A 13466-nucleotide genomic window follows, 5' to 3' on the forward strand; every position below is an offset into this window, starting at 1 on the left:
TCCCGCTCTTTCGTCCTGCTTTGCTGTGAATAAGGCGCTATTCACCGCACGCTTTGCGATGAATGTTGCGTGTGCGGCGATTGGAGCCTATAATCGCCGCAGGAGATGCGGCGATTATGTCCTTTATTCACGAGAATGCGAACTGGCCGCAGTTCGGCTGGAACAGTGATGTCCTGTCACCTGTGCTTGCCGCCCTGCGGTATCGCGAAGGGCAACTGATAGGCCGAATGCAAAGCCTGGGCTTCGCTTTTAGGCAGGAGGCAAGTCTAAAGACTTTGACCGACGATGTGGTCAAATCGTCCGCGATCGAAGGAGAAAACTTGAACCCTGAGGAAGTTCGGTCGTCTATCGCGCGTCGCCTGGGGTTGGATATAGGCGGGCTCGTTGAATCGAGCCGAAACGTTGACGGCATCGTTGAGATGATGCTCGATGCCACCCAAAGGTTCGCAGAGCCATTAACCCGCGAACGTCTCTTCGGCTGGCATGCCGCACTGTTTCCTACCGGGCGGAGCGGAATGCAAAGAATAACCGTCGGTGACTGGCGGCCTGAAGAAGCCGGGGCAATGCAGGTGATCTCTGGTCCCTACGGACGGGAGAAGGTTCATTTTGAAGCGCCCACAGCTGACAGGCTTCAGTCCGAAATGGCCAGATTTCTGGAGTGGTTCAACGCTCCCTTCTCAACTGACCCCGTCCTGCGAGCCGGGATCGCGCATTTCTGGTTCGTCACTATTCATCCCTTCGAAGATGGCAATGGACGCATCGCGCGTGCCATCGCCGACATGTCGCTTGCGCGCGCCGATGGCAGCAAGGACCGCTTTTACAGTATGTCCGCTCAGATCGAGGCCGAGAGGAGAGATTATTACGATCGGCTCGAAACGCAGCAAAGGAATGGGCTGGATATAACGCCGTGGCTGAACTGGTTCCTCGATTGCCTAGGCCGCGCCCTCGACAGGGCCGAGGCGATTCTGGAAGCGGTACTCTACAAGGCTAAGCTCTGGGACAAGGTCAACCATCACCCGGTGAATCAGCGGCAACGACTGGTCATCGATCGGATGCTCGAAGATGGCTGGGAAGGCCATCTGAACACGTCGAAGTATGCTAAGCTCGCAAAATGCTCGACCGACACTGCCTTGCGAGACATTCGAGACCTCCTTCAAGCTGGCGTTCTGTTCCAGAATGTAGGCGGAGGCCGGAGTACGAGTTACAGACTGGCTGGCGCCGGGGACCTCTAGCTCTGCTGATCTGATCCCCCCTCATCGTCCTAGCTAAACCATAATTCGGCCCTGAGCGGCGCTCATCATAGGGAAGCACGCCCTCCTTCTACCCGCTAGCGCAACAAACCCTTGCTGCGCCAAGCCGTCTTAGCCATGTAAGGCACCATGGACGAAAGCGACGCGCTGACCCCGCTGCATCCGAACCACGTCAAAGTGATGCGGGTGGCGACGCTGCTCGCCGCGGTTCCGTTCGTGATTGGCGCGCTCGTGCTCGAGGTCGCCGACGTCTTGCCGACCGGCGTGTTCATCGTGCCCGTGCTGCTCGCCGCTGCATTCATCGTGATCCGCGTGCCGCTGCGGCGCTATGCGGCGCGGGGCTTTGTGATGAGTGAGGACCGGCTGCGCGTCGTGCGGGGGCTGTGGTTCCGCTCGGACAGCGTGGTACCGTTCGGGCGGGTGCAGCATATCGACGTTCACCAGGGGCCGCTGGAGCGTGCCTATGGCCTGGCGACGCTGACGCTGCATACGGCTGGATCGCACAACGCCTCGGTCTCGCTGCCGGGGCTTGCCGACGCGGACGCGCGGGCCATGCGCGAGACGATCCGGGCGCAGATCAGGCGCGACACGATGTGACCGAGTCGGCCGACACTCCCGGCAGCGGTGAACGGCGAACCGAACCGGTAGGCCTGGTCCTCAGCGCGATCTCGGGCCTGCGGCAGACTGTCCCCGCCGTGCTCGCGATGATCTTCGTACTGCGCGATCAGGGTCACTGGCTGCTCGCCGCAGTGCCGCTCGCGCTCGTGCTGCTGGGGGTGAGCGTGTTCGTGGCTTGGCTCCAGTGGCACCGGCTGACCTACCGCGTCGGCGCGGAGGACATTCGTGTCGAGAGCGGAGTGCTCAGCCGCGCGGCGCGTTCGGTGCCTTACGAGCGGATCCAGGACGTCAGCCTCGAGCAGGGGCTGCTCGCGCGGATGGCCGGTCTGGTCGAGGTGCGCTTCGAGACCGGCGCCGGCGGTAAGGACGAGCTCAAGCTTGCCTATCTCAAGGAAGCCGAAGGCGAGCGGCTGCGCGAAGTCGTCCGCGAACGCAAAGATGGCGCAGCCGTCGAAGCGGGCGAGGCCGAAGCCGGCGCAGGCGAACTCGCCCCCGAAGTCCTGTTCGCAATGACACCGCGCCGGCTGGTTACCTTCGGGCTGTTCGAATTCTCGCTCGCGGTCGTTGCGGTCGTCGCCGGTGCGGTGCAGCAGTTCGATTTCCTCCTGCCGTTCGATCCGTGGGACTTCGACGAATGGCAGGAACGGCTGGCGGGCCCAGGGTCGTGGCTGGCGGGCCTTGGGAGAACCGCGCAGATCGTCGGCGGGATCATCGCTGCCGGGTCGCTGCTCCTGCTCGGCTTCGCGACGGGGCTGGTCCGCACCGTGCTGCGCGACTGGGGCTTCACGCTGGAGCGGACCGCCAAGGGCTTCCGCCGCCGCCGCGGACTGCTCACCCGCACCGATGTGGTTATGCCCGCCCACCGCGTGCAGGCGCTCGCATTCCGCACGGGAATCGTCCGCCGCCGATTCGGTTGGCACGGGCTCAAGTTCGTCAGCCTCGCGCAGGATGCCGGCGCGTCGAGCCACGATGTCGCGCCCTTCGCCCGGTGGCACGAACTCGAACCGATCGCGCGCGCCGCGGGCTTTGCCATGCCGACCGAGGACCTCGACTGGCATCGGGCGGCATTGCGCTACCGCATCGATTCCGCGCTGCTGGCAGGCGTAATCACCGGAGGAATCGCACTTGCGGTGCTGGTCGCGCTCTCGACGACGGACGCCGCCAGCCCGCTCTTCGCGCTGATCCCGCTCGGCATCGCGCTGCCGCTGGCGGCCTGGCAGTGGTTCCTCTGGCGGTTCGAACGGCACACGCTCGACGATGCGCAAGTCTATGCACGCCACGGCTGGCTAGCGCCGCGCACCGATGTCGCCTCGCGCGTCAAGCTGCACTCGGCCGAGATCGCGCAGGGGCCGATCGCGCGCCGGCGCGGCTATGCCACGCTGCACCTCGGGCTGGCTGGCGGGAAGCTGGCGATCGAGGGCATGCCGCTCGCCCGGGCGCGGGAACTGCGCGCGGCGATCCTGCACAGCATTACCGCGCAGGACTTTTCGCGCATCAACTAGCGGTCGGGGCGCGCAAGGCAGCCCATTCGGGATGGCGGCGGAACTGCGCCTCGACGTAGGAGCATTGCGGCTCGATCGTGAAGCCTTCCGCCTTCGCATCGGCGATCAGGGCCTCGACCAGCGCCGCTGCGACGCCGCGCCCGCCGATTTCGGGCGGGACCAGCGTATGGTCGGCGATCCGTGCATTGCCGCGTGCCTTCCATGTCAGCCGCCCGACATGGTCGCTGCCCGGCACGTGCGCGCGATACTCGCCGTGCACCGGTGCGTCGCCCGGGCCGGGATGGCGGGTAATCTCGAGACCTTCGATGGCCATGAATGTCGCTCCTCTTGCGCTGAACGCTGCGGCGGCTAGACGCGTTCCGCTATGTCCAGCGCCAAGCAGTTCCTCTCCGATAACGCCGCCGCGGTCCACCCGAAGGTGTGGGACGCGATGCGCGCGGCCGATGTGCCCGATTCGCCTTACGATGGCGATGCGCTTTCCCAGCGGCTCGACGAGGCGTTTTCGGCCCTGTTCGGGCGCGACTGCGCGGCGATCTGGGCCGCGACGGGAACGGCGGCCAACTGCCTCGCGCTCGCGACGCTGGTCCAGCCGCACGGCGGTGTCGTCTGTCACCGCGAGGCGCATATCGAAATGGACGAGGGCGGTGCGCCCGGTTTCTACCTCCACGGCGCCAAGCTGCTGCTCGCCGACGGAGAGGCGGCCAAGCTCACGCCCGAAGCGATTCGCACGGTGATCGACCCGATCCGCGACGACGTCCACCAGGTACAGCCGCATGCGATTTCGGTCACCCAGGCGAGCGAATACGGCTGCTGCTACCTACCGGACGAGCTTCGGGCGATTGCCGCGTTGGCGAAGGAGCGCGGCCTCGGTCTGCACGTCGATGGTGCGCGCTTCGGCAACGCGGTCGCCTTCCTCGGCTGCTCGCCGGCGGAAGCCGTCGGCCCTGCGGATGCGCTGAGCTTCGGCTGCATCAAGAACGGCGCGATGAGCGCGGAGGCGATCGTGTTCTTCGATCCCGCCGCCGCCGATCTCGCGCGCTATCGCCGCAAGCGGGCGGGGCATTTGCAGTCGAAGGGGCGGTTCCTCGCGGCGCAATTGCTGGCCATGCTCGAAGGCGACTTGTGGCTCGACAACGCGCGCGCGGCCAACGCAGCCGCGCGCGAGATCGCCTCTGCCTGCGGCGAGCGGCTGATGCACCCGGTCGAGGCAAACGAGCTGTTCGTCCGTCTCACCCCGGCCGAGCGCGAGGCGCTGCGCGCGCAGGGCTTCGCCTTCTACGACTGGGGCGCCGATGCCGCGCGCTTCGTTACCGCCTGGAACAGCGATCCCGCCGCCGCGGCGGCGCTGGCGCGCGCGATCGGCGGCCTGTGAGCGAAACCACGGAGGGAGCGAAGCCGCACGCGCTGCTGCGCCTGCGCATCGCGCTGCCTTTCGCTCTCGTCGCGCTGATCTGGGGATCGACCTGGTACGTCATCACCGGGCAGATCGATGCCGTGCCGGCGAGCTGGTCGGTCGCATATCGCTTCGCGCTTGCGACACCCGCGATGTTTGCCGTGGCGCTGCTGATGCGGCGGAGCCTGCGCGTGAGTCGTGCCGGACACATGCTCGCAGTGCTGATCGGTCTGACGCAGTTCTGCGGCAACTTCAATTTCGTCTATCGGGCGGAGCTGCACCTGACCTCGGGCGTGGTCGCGGTGATGTTCGGCATGCTCATGGTCCCCAACGCGCTGCTCGGCCGCTGGCTGCTCGGGCAGCGGGTGACGGGGCGGTTCCTGCTCGGCAGCGCGATCGCGATCGCGGGCATCGCGCTGCTCCTGCTGCACGAGGGACGGATCTCGCCGCTGGGCGGCAACGTGCTCCTCGGCGTGCTGCTCGCGGTGGGCGGTATCCTCTCGGCGTCGATCGCCAACGTCGTCCAGGCGAACGAGACCGGACGGGCGCTGCCGATGGCCAGCCTGCTCGCCTGGTCGATGCTCTACGGTACGGCGTTTGATGTCCTGATCGCCTGGACCACCGCCGGGCCACCGGTCTTCCCCACAGCCCCCGCGTTCTGGGCCGGGACCGCCTGGCTCGCGCTGGCGGGATCGGTGGTGACGTTCCCGCTCTACTACACGATCGTGCGTCAGATCGGTGCCGGGCGGGCGGCTTACAACGGGGTGCTGGTGATCGTCATCGCCATGCTGATCTCGACCGTGGTGGAAGGCTACCAGTGGTCGCTGCTGGCCGGTGCCGGTGCGGTTCTGGGCATGGCGGGGATGATCCTGGCCCTGCGCGCGCGGCAGGTTTGATTCACGCCAGGCTCGCAAGCCCCTCTCGATAGGTCGGATAGCGCGGCTGCCACCCCAGCACGCGTTTGGCCTTGCCGTTCGCGACGCGGCGGTTCTCAGCGTAAAAGGCACGAGCAGGGGCTGACAGGCCCGCCTCGTCCAGCGATCGGAGCGGCGGCGGTTCCTGCCCGAGCAGTCGGCAGGCTTCCTCGATCACCGCATTCTGGCTCGCGGGCAGATCGTCGGCGAGGTTGTAGGCGCCCGGCGGTGCGTCGAGCGCGGCGAGCACGCCCGAGACGATGTCGTCGACATGGATGCGGCTGAAGACCTGGCCCGGCATGTCGATCCGGTGCGCCTTGCTCTCGCGCACGCGGTCGAGGGCGCTGCGCACCGGGCCGTAGATGCCGGGCAGGCGGAACACCCGCGCGCCGCGGACCAGCCATGCCGCGTCGGCCTCCGCGCGGGCGGTGCGCCGGCCGGACCCGACAGGTGCACTCTCGTCGACCCACGCCCCTCCGGTGTTCCCGTAGACTCCTGTGGAGGACAGGTAACCCAACCACTGTCCGCCGAGCGCATCGGCATAGCGCGTCAGCACCGGATCGGCCTCGTCAGCCGGGGGGACCGACGAGAGAACATGCGTCGCCCCCGTCAGCGCCGCGCGGACTGCCGCCTCGTCGTCGAAGGCAACCGCGCCGCCGCGCCCGGTGCCGGTCACCGCCCATCCGCGGCTTTCCAGCGCACTGGCGACACGGCTGGCGGTGTAGCCGAGGCCGAAAATGAACATCCTATCCATCCCTGCGTTCTAGCCGATGACGCCCGCAGCGAAACCGCCTAGGAGGATCGCCATGGACATCGCACGCACACCCTCGACGCCCGACGGAAATCCGCAGCTCGCCGACGCCGCGCCCGAGCCAAAGGAGCCGCCACTGATCCGGCGCGAGGATTACCGGCCGTTTCCCTGGCTGGTGCCTGAAATCGCGCTCGATTTCGATCTCGGGCTCGAGGCGACCAGGGTGACCGCGACGCTCACTGTCGCGCGCAATGCCCGCGCCGATGCATCGCAGATCATCCGTCTCAACGGCGACGGGCTGCAGCCCCTCTCGGTCGCGGTCGACGGTGAACTGGTGAACGACTGGACCATGGACGGCGGCGACCTCATGCTCCCTCTGCCGGGCGAGGCGCACGAGGTCGCGATCGTCACCGAGATCGATCCGTCCGCCAACTCGCAGCTCATGGGTCTCTACGCTTCGAACGGCATGCTCTGCACGCAGTGCGAGGCGGAGGGTTTTCGCCGCATCACGTTCTTCCCCGATCGGCCCGACGTGCTTTCGATCTACCGCGTGCGGATGGAAGGTTCGAAGGCGCAGTTCCCGGTCCTCCTGTCGAACGGCAACAAGGTCGCCGAAGGAGAAGGCGAGGGCGACCGGCACTGGGCCGAGTGGCATGATCCCTGGCCCAAGCCGAGCTATCTCTTCGCGCTGGTCGCGGGCGATCTCGTCGCCCGTTCGGACAGCTTCGCCACGATGAGCGGGCGCGAGGTCGCACTCAACGTCTGGGTTCGCGCCGAGGACCTGCCGCGCACCGGGCATGCGATGGAATCGCTCAAGAAATCGATGAAATGGGACGAGGAGACGTTCGGGCGCGAATACGATCTCGACCTGTTCAACATCGTCGCCGTCGGCGATTTCAACATGGGAGCGATGGAGAACAAGGGCCTCAACGTCTTCAACACGAAGTACGTGCTGGCCGACCCCGAAACCGCGACCGACGGCGATTTCGACGCGATCGAGGGGGTGATCGCGCACGAGTACTTCCACAATTGGTCGGGCAACCGCGTGACCTGCCGCGACTGGTTCCAGCTCTCGCTCAAGGAAGGCTTCACGGTCCTGCGCGACCAGCTCTTCAGCCAGGACATGCAGGGCGAGGCGGTCAAGCGGATCGAGGATGTGCGCGTGCTGCGCTCGGTCCAGTTTCCCGAGGATTCGGGGCCGCTGGCGCATCCGATCCGGCCGGACAGTTTTCGCGAGATCTCCAACTTCTACACCGCGACCATCTACAACAAGGGCGCCGAGGTCATCCGCATGATGCGGACCATGGCCGGTCCACAGGCGTTCCGGCAGGGCACCGACCTCTACTTCGACCGCCACGACGGCGAGGCGGCGACCTGCGAGGATTTCGTCAAAGCGATGGAAGACGGCGCGGGGCTCGATCTGGCGAAGTTCCGCCTGTGGTATTCGCAGGCGGGCACGCCGAAGGTGAGCGCCGTCGTCTCGCACGACGGAGACGTCGCAACGCTTACGCTGCGCCAGCAGGTGCCGCCGACCCCGGGCCAGCCGGCCAAGCACCCGATGCCGATCCCGCTCAAGCTCGCGCTGTTCGACCGCGAGAGCGCCACGCACGGGGGCGAGCGGCTCGTCATGCTCGACGGGGCCGAGAAGACCATCGCGTTCGAGGGCTTTGCGCAGCCGCCCGTGCTGTCGATCAACCGCGGCTTCTCCGCCCCGGTGTCGATCGAGCGGCACGTTCCGCGGGAGGATCTCGTGTTCCTCGCCGCGCGCGACGACGACGCCTTTGCGCGTTCGGAAGCGATGCAGGAACTGGTCGTCGGCCATCTCGTGGCGGCTGCTGGCGAAGGGCTCGACGAGGGCGAGCGGGGCGAGGGCCGCGCGGCAATCCGCGAGGCATTGGCTGCGATCCTTACGGATCCTGCGCTCGACGATCTCATGCGCGGCGAGCTGATGGTACTGCCGGGCGAGACCTACCTGGCCGAGCAGATGCTGGTCGCCGATCCCGGCCGCATCCATGCCGAGCGCGAGAGCCTCAAGGCATGGCTGGCGAGCGAGCTGGGACGCGAGCTGCGCGACATCCACGCGCGGGCGAGCAGCGTGCCCTACAGTCTCGACAGGGACGCCCGCGGTGCGCGCAAGGTGAAGACGCTGGCGCTATCGCTCCTTGCTGCGGGTGACCCGGAGCAGACGGCGGATCTCGCGGCGGACCAGTACGACGCGGCCGACAACATGACCGACCGGCAGGGTGCACTCATGGTCCTCGCCGGCCTTCCCAGCGCCGCGCGGACCGATCGGTTGATCGACTTCTATCGCCGCTACCGCGAGAACCCGCTGGTAATCGACAAGTGGTTCAGCCTTCAGGCGATGTCGCTCCACCCGGACGCGATCGAGCATGTCAGGGCGCTGCGCCAGCACGAGGACTTCACGCTGCGCAACCCGAACCGGGTGCGCGCGCTCTACATGGCCTTTGCCGGCAATCCGCACGCGTTCCACGCGGCGAGCGGGGAGGGCTATCGCATGATAGCGGACCTGATCCTCGAACTCGACCCGATCAACGCGCAGACGGCGGCACGCTTCGTACCCCCGCTCGGCCGCTGGCGGCGCATGGAGCCGGGACGTGCGGCATTGATGCGGGCCGAACTCGAACGAATCGCGGCCGCGCCGCAGCTCTCGCGCGATACCCACGAGCAGGTAACCCGGTCGCTTGGCTGAGGCGTTGCGATCGGAGCTGCTCGGCGAGGTGCCGCACGGGTTCATGACCCGCAGCGGCGGCGTTTCGAAGGGGCCGGCCGCGGGGCTGCAATGCGGCTTCGGTGCGGACGACGATCCGCAGGCGGTGCGCGAGAACCGCCGGCTGGCGGTCGAGACCGTCCTGCCCGGCGCCGACCTCGTCAGCGTCCACCAGATTCACTCGTCCGGTGTCGTGGTGGTCGAGGAGCCGTGGGGCGACGACCAGCGGCCCCGGGCCGATGCACTGGTCACGCGGCGGCCGGGGACGCTGCTCGGCATCGTCACCGCGGACTGCGCACCGGTTCTGCTGGCGGATCACGCCGCGGGCGTGGTCGGCGCGGCACATGCGGGCTGGCGCGGGGCCCATGCCGGCGTGATCGAGAACACGGTCGACGCAATGGTCGCACTCGGGGCCCAGCGTACGCGGATCGCGGCGGCAGTGGGGCCGTGCATCGCGCAGGCCAGCTACGAGGTCGACGAGAGTTTCCGCGCGCAGTTCGGGGATGAGGACGCCCGCTTCTTCGCGCCCGGCGAGGCGGGCCGCTGGCAGTTCGACTTGCCCGGCTACGTCGTCACGCGGTTGCAAGCGGCGGGGGTCGGCACGGCCGAAGCCCTTGGTCTCGATACGTACGCCGATCCCGCGCGCTTCTACTCCTATCGCCGCGCGACGCACCAGGGAGAAGCGACCTACGGGCGGCTGATCTCGCTCGTGGGGATAGCGCGCTGAGAGCATTCCGCATTTCCAAAAAGGCGGTTGGCAGCGCTGGCTTTCGAGTCTACAGGCCGCGCAAACCGGCACCGCAGGGGGCCTCGCCTGCTCTTGCGCAGGTTGCGGCCGCATGGGGGTTCTCTCCATCGGCAGCGGGGTCGGATCCGGGCAAGACACGTCTGAATCAAGGCAGGGCTAATGGCTGATACGACTGGCGCCGCGACACCCGATATAGTCGCCGAACCCCAGGTTGAGGGGGGCGATGACGGGGTCCGCCGGCGCGACTTCATCAATATCGCGGCGGTCAGCGCCGCGGGTTTCGGCGGGGTGGCGGTGCTCTATCCGCTGATCAGCCAGATGGCGCCTTCGGCCGACGTCCTCGCGGAAAGCAGCACCGAAGTCGACGTGTCGGCGATCGAGCCGGGCCAGGCGATCAAGGCCATCTTCCGCAAGCAGCCGCTGTTCGTGCGCCGCCTGACGGACAAGGAAATCGCGGAAGCGAACGCGGTCAACATATCGTCGCTGCGCGATCCGCAGACGCTCGCCGAGCGGACCAAGGAAGGGCATCAGGACCTGCTCGTCACGATGGGCGTGTGCACCCACCTCGGCTGCGTGCCGCTGGGTGCCGCCGAAGGTGAGAACAAGGGCGAGTTCGGCGGTTATTTCTGCCCGTGCCACGGCTCCCACTACGACACGGCCGCGCGCATCCGCAAAGGCCCGGCACCGCTCAACCTCCAGGTGCCGGAGTATGAATTCACTTCCGACACCGTGATCACGGTCGGCTGAGGAGCGAGAGACAGAACATGAGCTTCCCCTGGGCCAAGGAATACACTCCGGCCAATCCGGTCATGAAATTCCTCGACGAGAAGCTGCCCCTGCCGCGGCTCGTCTACAACGCGGTGGGCGCCGGCTATCCGGTGCCGCGCAATCTCAACTACATGTGGAATTTCGGCGTCCTCGCCGGGTTCTTCCTGGTGCTGCAGATCGTCACCGGCGTGGTGCTGGCGATGCACTATGCAGCCGATGCGACGGTCGCCTTCGGCAAAGTCGAGCACATCATGCGCGACGTGAACTGGGGCTGGCTGATGCGCTATTCCCACGCCAACGGCGCCAGCTTCTTCTTCATCGTCATCTACCTGCACATCTTCCGCGGGTTCTACTACTCCTCCTACAAGGCGCCGCGCGAGATGGTGTGGCTGCTGGGCGTGGTGATCTTCCTGCTGATGATGGCGACCGCGTTCATGGGCTACGTCCTGCCGTGGGGCCAGATGAGCTTCTGGGGCGCGAAGGTCATCACCGGCCTGTTCGGCGCGATCCCGGTGGTCGGCGAGCCGCTGCAGGTCTGGCTGCTGGGCGGCTTCGCGCCCGACGACGCGGCGCTCAATCGCTTCTTCAGCCTGCACTTCCTGCTGCCCTTCGTGATCGCCGGCGTGGTGATCCTGCACATCTGGGCGCTGCACATCCCCGGCTCCTCCAACCCGACCGGCGTGGAAGTTAAGGGCGAGAGCGACACCGTGCCGTTCCACCCGTACTACACGGCGAAGGACGGCTTCGGGCTCGGCGTGGTTCTGGTCCTGTTCGCGGTGATGCTCTTCTTCCTGCCGAACTACCTCGGTCACCCGGACAACTACATCGAGGCGAACCCGCTCTCGACCCCGGCGCACATCGTGCCCGAATGGTACTTCTGGCCGTTCTACGCGATCCTGCGCGCTTTCACCTTCGACTTCATCCTGCCGGCGAAGCTGTGGGGCGTGCTGGCGATGTTCGCAGCGATCCTGATGTGGTTCTTCCTGCCCTGGCTCGACCGTTCGCCGGTGCGCAGCGGTCACTATCGTCCGCTGTTCCGCAAGTTCTTCTGGTTCGGTCTGATCCCGGTGATGGCGGTGCTGTTCTACTGCGGCGGCGCCCCGGCCGAAGAACCCTACGTGATGCTGAGCCAGATCGCGACGGCCTACTACTTCCTCCACTTCCTGGTGATCCTGCCGCTGGTCTCCTCGTTCGAGAAGCCCGAGCCGCTGCCCTATTCGATCACCGAAGCGGTGCTGGGATCGGACAAGAAGGCCGTGCTCGGCGAAAACACGACGCCTGCGACCTGAGTTGAGGACGAGAGAAAGAGAAACGCAATGATCCGGCCTATCGCAATCCTCGTCGGTCTCGGCTTCAGCTTCGTCGTGCTGCTGGCGTTCGTCACCGGCGCCTACACCTGGGCGACCGAAGAGGCGCAGCACACCGCGGAGCACGAGTTCCACCTCGCACCGCACAGCCCGGAGGGCGGCTTCGCGCATGACGGTCCGCTCGGAACCTGGGACGTGGCGCAGCTCCAGCGCGGCTACCAGGTCTACAAGGAAGTCTGCGCCGCCTGCCACAGCCTCAAGTACGTCGCCTTCCGCGATCTCGCGGGGCTCGGCTACGACGAAGGGCAGATCAAGGCCGAGGCGGCGAGCTACCAGGTGCCGGGCATCGATCCGAACACCGGCGAAGCGACGTTCCGCCCGGGCCTGCCGACCGACTACTTTCCCTCGCCCTATCCGAACGCGGTCGCGGCGGCGGCGGCGAACAACAATGCGGTTCCGCCCGACCTCTCGCTGATGACCAAGGCGCGTCATCACGGGCCGGAGTACGTCTACTCCCTGTTGACCGGCTTCGGCCCGATCCCGGCGGAGCTGAAGCAGGAGTTCCCCGACTTCACGACGCCGACGGGCCTCCACTTCAACCGCTACTTCCCGAACCTCAACCTGGCGATGGCGCCGCCGCTGACCGCCGATGGTCAGGTGACCTACGCCGAAGGCAATCCGGAGCCGACCATCCGTCAGATGGCCGCCGACGTGGCTGCCTTCCTGACCTGGACCGCCGAGCCGAAGCTGGTCGAGCGGCGTCAGACCGGCTGGCCGGTGCTGGGCTTCCTGATCTTCGCGACGATCCTCGCCTTCCTCGCCAAGAAGCAGGTCTGGTCGAGCATGACGCCCGGGCGCAAGGACGACTGATCTCCTCGCCCGCGAAACGCGATTGCGCCCCTCCATCCCGGCGATGCGAGGGGCGCTTTCATTTCGGGAGGACCGGATGAGCCCCGACGACCTCAAGGCGCTGGTCCGCACGGTGCCGGACTTCCCCGCGCGCGGCGTCCAATTTCGCGACGTGACCACGCTGATCGCGCACGGCGAAGGTTTCGCTGCGGCGGTCGAGCATCTGGCGGAGCGCGCACGGGCGGCTGGTGCGGAGGCAATCGCGGGGATGGAAGCGCGCGGCTTCATCTTCGGGGCCGCCGTAGCCGTCCGGCTGGGGATCGGCTTCGTGCCGGTGCGCAAGCCGGGCAAGCTGCCGGTCGCCACGATCGGCATCGACTACGCACTCGAATACGGCAGCGACCGGTTGGAGATCGATCCGGGCGCGATCGCTCCGGGCCAGAATGTCGTCATCGTCGACGATTTGATCGCCACCGGCGGCACCGCGCTCGCGGCCGCGGAACTGCTGCGCGGGGCCGGCGCGCGGGTCGAGCACGCGCTGTTCGCGATCGATCTTCGCGAGCTGGGCGGGGCCGCGAAGTTGCGCGCGGCGGGCGTCGCCGTCGAGGCGCTGATGGACTTCGCGGGCAAATAGCGGG

At 67.0% G+C, this 13466-nt stretch carries 13 protein-coding genes; 11 read left to right on the plus strand and 2 right to left on the minus strand.

The window, feature by feature from the left end; translation table 11 throughout:
• The first annotated feature begins 116 nt into the window (after positions 1-116).
• From D2V04_RS10330 to D2V04_RS10340, 3 genes are all read left to right on the plus strand, one after another.
• Complete coding sequence (locus tag D2V04_RS10330) at positions 117-1232, plus strand: Fic family protein (protein ID WP_119513709.1); 1116 nt, start codon at positions 117-119, stop codon at positions 1230-1232.
• Positions 1233-1379: 147 nt separating this feature from the next.
• Positions 1380-1847, plus strand: a complete 468-nt coding sequence (locus D2V04_RS10335; protein WP_228766371.1) for a PH domain-containing protein — start codon at positions 1380-1382, stop codon at positions 1845-1847.
• A complete protein-coding gene (locus D2V04_RS10340) occupies positions 1844-3370 on the plus strand; it encodes a PH domain-containing protein (protein WP_228766372.1) in 1527 nt (508 codons plus the stop codon). The genes D2V04_RS10335 and D2V04_RS10340 overlap by 4 nt, the downstream gene beginning before the upstream one ends.
• Here D2V04_RS10340 and D2V04_RS10345 read toward each other — a convergent pair.
• The gene (locus D2V04_RS10345) at positions 3363-3683 is read right to left on the minus strand and encodes a GNAT family N-acetyltransferase (protein WP_119513622.1); all 321 of its coding nucleotides are present in this window, start codon (positions 3681-3683) and stop codon (positions 3363-3365) included. The genes D2V04_RS10340 and D2V04_RS10345 overlap by 8 nt on opposite strands.
• A gap of 51 nt (positions 3684-3734) precedes the next feature.
• Between D2V04_RS10345 and D2V04_RS10350 the strand changes: the two genes are divergently transcribed.
• Together D2V04_RS10350 and D2V04_RS10355 are read left to right on the plus strand one after the other, a co-directional pair.
• A complete protein-coding gene (locus D2V04_RS10350) occupies positions 3735-4742 on the plus strand; it encodes a threonine aldolase family protein (RefSeq protein ID WP_119513623.1) in 1008 nt (335 codons plus the stop codon).
• Positions 4739-5659, plus strand: a complete 921-nt coding sequence (locus D2V04_RS10355; protein ID WP_119513624.1) for a DMT family transporter — start codon at positions 4739-4741, stop codon at positions 5657-5659. The genes D2V04_RS10350 and D2V04_RS10355 overlap by 4 nt, the downstream gene beginning before the upstream one ends.
• A 1-nt stretch (position 5660) precedes the next feature.
• On the opposite strand, the gene D2V04_RS10360 is transcribed toward D2V04_RS10355, so the two are convergent.
• Positions 5661-6431: a Rossmann-fold NAD(P)-binding domain-containing protein gene (locus D2V04_RS10360; protein WP_119513625.1), complete on the minus strand. Its 771-nt coding sequence runs from the start codon at positions 6429-6431 to the stop codon at positions 5661-5663.
• Between the two features lie 52 nt (positions 6432-6483).
• Between D2V04_RS10360 and pepN the strand changes: the two genes are divergently transcribed.
• The 6 genes from pepN to D2V04_RS10390 all read left to right on the plus strand — a co-directional run bounded on the left by pepN (position 6484) and on the right by D2V04_RS10390 (position 13462).
• Positions 6484-9138 carry an aminopeptidase N gene (gene pepN, locus D2V04_RS10365; RefSeq protein ID WP_119513626.1) on the plus strand — a complete coding sequence of 885 codons (2655 nt, stop codon included), beginning with the start codon at positions 6484-6486 and terminating at the stop codon, positions 9136-9138.
• Positions 9139-9181: 43 nt separating this feature from the next.
• Positions 9182-9883: a peptidoglycan editing factor PgeF gene (gene pgeF, locus D2V04_RS10370; protein WP_119513712.1), complete on the plus strand. Its 702-nt coding sequence runs from the start codon at positions 9182-9184 to the stop codon at positions 9881-9883.
• Positions 9884-10063: 180 nt separating this feature from the next.
• Positions 10064-10651: a ubiquinol-cytochrome c reductase iron-sulfur subunit gene (gene petA / locus D2V04_RS10375; RefSeq protein ID WP_119513627.1), complete on the plus strand. Its 588-nt coding sequence runs from the start codon at positions 10064-10066 to the stop codon at positions 10649-10651.
• 17 nt (positions 10652-10668) lie between these two features.
• Entirely contained in the window at positions 10669-11961 is a 1293-nt protein-coding gene (locus tag D2V04_RS10380) for a cytochrome b (protein WP_119513628.1), read from the plus strand.
• Between the two features lie 27 nt (positions 11962-11988).
• Positions 11989-12849: a cytochrome c1 gene (locus D2V04_RS10385; protein ID WP_119513629.1), complete on the plus strand. Its 861-nt coding sequence runs from the start codon at positions 11989-11991 to the stop codon at positions 12847-12849.
• Positions 12850-12925: 76 nt separating this feature from the next.
• Positions 12926-13462, plus strand: a complete 537-nt coding sequence (locus D2V04_RS10390; protein WP_119513630.1) for an adenine phosphoribosyltransferase — start codon at positions 12926-12928, stop codon at positions 13460-13462.
• Positions 13463-13466 lie beyond the last annotated feature (4 nt).

It is taken from the genome of Pelagerythrobacter aerophilus (genome assembly GCF_003581645.1).
Classification (GTDB): Bacteria; Pseudomonadota; Alphaproteobacteria; order Sphingomonadales; family Sphingomonadaceae; genus Pelagerythrobacter; species Pelagerythrobacter aerophilus.

What these genes read in the sequence shown, in the direction of transcription:
- D2V04_RS10330 (WP_119513709.1), top strand. Translation starts at nt 117, where the DNA reads ATGTCCTTTATTCACGAGAATGCGAACTGGCCGCAGTTCGGCTGGAAC.
- D2V04_RS10335 (WP_228766371.1), top strand. Translation starts at nt 1,380, where the DNA reads ATGGACGAAAGCGACGCGCTGACCCCGCTGCATCCGAACCACGTCAAA.
- D2V04_RS10345 (WP_119513622.1), bottom strand. Translation starts at nt 3,683, where the DNA reads ATGGCCATCGAAGGTCTCGAGATTACCCGCCATCCCGGCCCGGGCGAC.
- D2V04_RS10350 (WP_119513623.1), top strand. Translation starts at nt 3,735, where the DNA reads ATGTCCAGCGCCAAGCAGTTCCTCTCCGATAACGCCGCCGCGGTCCAC.
- D2V04_RS10360 (WP_119513625.1), bottom strand. Translation starts at nt 6,431, where the DNA reads ATGGATAGGATGTTCATTTTCGGCCTCGGCTACACCGCCAGCCGTGTC.
- pepN (WP_119513626.1), top strand. Translation starts at nt 6,484, where the DNA reads ATGGACATCGCACGCACACCCTCGACGCCCGACGGAAATCCGCAGCTC.
- pgeF (WP_119513712.1), top strand. Translation starts at nt 9,182, where the DNA reads ATGACCCGCAGCGGCGGCGTTTCGAAGGGGCCGGCCGCGGGGCTGCAA.
- petA (WP_119513627.1), top strand. Translation starts at nt 10,064, where the DNA reads ATGGCTGATACGACTGGCGCCGCGACACCCGATATAGTCGCCGAACCC.
- D2V04_RS10380 (WP_119513628.1), top strand. Translation starts at nt 10,669, where the DNA reads ATGAGCTTCCCCTGGGCCAAGGAATACACTCCGGCCAATCCGGTCATG.
- D2V04_RS10385 (WP_119513629.1), top strand. Translation starts at nt 11,989, where the DNA reads ATGATCCGGCCTATCGCAATCCTCGTCGGTCTCGGCTTCAGCTTCGTC.
- D2V04_RS10390 (WP_119513630.1), top strand. Translation starts at nt 12,926, where the DNA reads ATGAGCCCCGACGACCTCAAGGCGCTGGTCCGCACGGTGCCGGACTTC.